Source organism: Nocardiopsis flavescens (genome assembly GCF_900141985.1).
Lineage (GTDB): Bacteria > Actinomycetota > Actinomycetes > Streptosporangiales > Streptosporangiaceae > Nocardiopsis > Nocardiopsis flavescens.
Genome location: NZ_FQZK01000062.1, coordinates 1 through 2130, shown reverse-complemented (window position 1 = coordinate 2130; position 2130 = coordinate 1). Strand labels below are relative to the sequence as shown.

The window sequence follows — 2130 nt, the reverse complement described above, 5'->3', positions numbered from 1 at the left end:
AACTCCGAATGCCGGTTAAGTGAAGCGTGGCAGTGAGACTGCGGGGGATAAGCTTCGTAGTCGAGAGGGAAACAGCCCAGATCATCAGCTAAGGCCCCTAAGCGTGTGCTAAGTGGGAAAGGTTGTGGAGTTGCTGAGACAACCAGGAGGTTGGCTTAGAAGCAGCCATCCTTTAAAGAGTGCGTAATAGCTCACTGGTCAAGTGGTTCTGCGCCGATAATGTAGCGGGGCTTAAGCACACCGCCGAAGCTGTGGAGCCCGGTTTTCCGGGTTGGTAGGGGAGCGTCGTGCGTTCGGTGAAGCCGCCGAGTGATCGTGTGGTGGAGGGCGTGCGAGTGAGAATGCAGGCATGAGTAGCGATAGCAACGTGAGAAACGTTGCCGCCGATTGACTAAGGGTTCCTGGGGCAGGTTAATCCGCCCAGGGTGAGTCTGGACCTAAGGCGAGGCCGACAGGCGTAGTCGATGGATAACGGGTTGATATTCCCGTACCCGTGCACGAGCGTCCAGTATCGAATCAGGTGATGCTAACCACGCTGGTCCTTGGTGGTTCCTTCGGGAGCTGCCTCTGGTCTGGTCTGGGATCCGAGCTTGTAGTAGGTAAGTGATGGGGTGACGCAGGAGGGTAGCTCTACCCGGCGGTGGTTGTCCGGGGGTAAGCGTGTAGGCTGGGGGGTTGGCAAATCCGCCCCTTGTGAAGGCTGAGACGTGATGCGGAGCCGTTTTTGGCGAAGTGAGTGATCCCATGCTGTCGAGAAAAGCCTCTAGCGAGTTCGTGAGCGGCCAGTACCCTAAACCGACGCAGGTGGTCAGGTAGAGAATACCGAGGCGTTCGGGTGAACCATGGTTAAGGAACTCGGCAAATTGTCCCCGTAACTTTGGGAGAAGGGGAGCCCTGTCTGGTGAAGGCCTTTGCGGCTGGAGCTGGGTGGGGTCGCAGATAGCGGGGGGAAGCGACTGTTTATTAAAAACACAGGTCCGTGCGAAGTCGTAAGACGCTGTATACGGACTGACGCCTGCCCGGTGCTGGAACGTTAAGAGGACTGGTCAATGGGGTTCGTCCCTGTGAAGCTGGGAATCTAAGCGCCAGTAAACGGCGGTGGTAACTATAACCATCCTAAGGTAGCGAAATTCCTTGTCGGGTAAGTTCCGACCTGCACGAATGGCGTAACGACTTCCCCACTGTCTCAACCATGGGCCCGGTGAAATTGCACTACGAGTAAAGATGCTCGTTTCGCGCAGCAGGACGGAAAGACCCCGGGACCTTCACTATAGCTTGACATTGGTGTTTGGGATGGTTTGTGTAGGATAGGTGGGAGCCGGTGAAGCTATCACGCTAGTGGTGGTGGAGGCGTTGGTGAAATACCACTCTGACTGTTTCGGGCATCTAACCTTGGGCCGTGATCCGGTTCGGGGACAGTGTCTGGTGGGTAGTTTAACTGGGGCGGTTGCCTCCCAAAGAGTAACGGAGGCGCCCAAAGGTTCCCTCAGCCTGGTTGGTAATCAGGTGTTGAGTGTAAGTGCACAAGGGAGCTTGACTGTGAGACGGACGTGTCGAGCAGGAGCGAAAGCTGGGACTAGTGATCCGGCACCGGCGTGTGGAAGCGGTGTCGCTCAACGGCTAAAAGGTACCCCGGGGATAACAGGCTGATCTTCCCCAAGAGTCCATATCGACGGGATGGTTTGGCACCTCGATGTCGGCTCGTCGCATCCTGGGGCTGGAGTTGGTCCCAAGGGTTGGGCTGTTCGCCCATTAAAGCGGCACGCGAGCTGGGTTTAGAACGTCGTGAGACAGTTCGGTCCCTATCCGCTGTGCGCGTTGGAGACTTGAGAAGGGCTGTCCCTAGTACGAGAGGACCGGGACGGACGAACCTCTGGTGTGCCAGTTGTCCTGCCAAGGGCATGGCTGGTTGGCTACGTTCGGGAGGGATAACCGCTGAAAGCATCTAAGCGGGAAGCTTGCTTCGAGATGAGGTCTCCTGCCTCCTTTGAGAGGGTAAGGCTCCCTAGAGACGATGGGGTTGATAGGCCGGGTGTGGAAGCCCTGTGAGGGGTGGAGCTGACCGGTACTAATAGGCCGAGGGCTTGTCCGCTGCAGATAATTGGGTGCTCGCGCATACGTTGTTCACAT

1 rRNA gene is annotated in these 2130 nt (G+C 57.0%); it reads left to right on the top strand.

Annotation, left to right across the window (positions count from 1 at the left end):
• A 23S ribosomal RNA gene (locus tag BUE45_RS30985) occupies positions 1-2092 on the top strand; the annotation flags it as partial.
• Between the last annotated feature and the right edge of the window lie 38 nt (positions 2093-2130).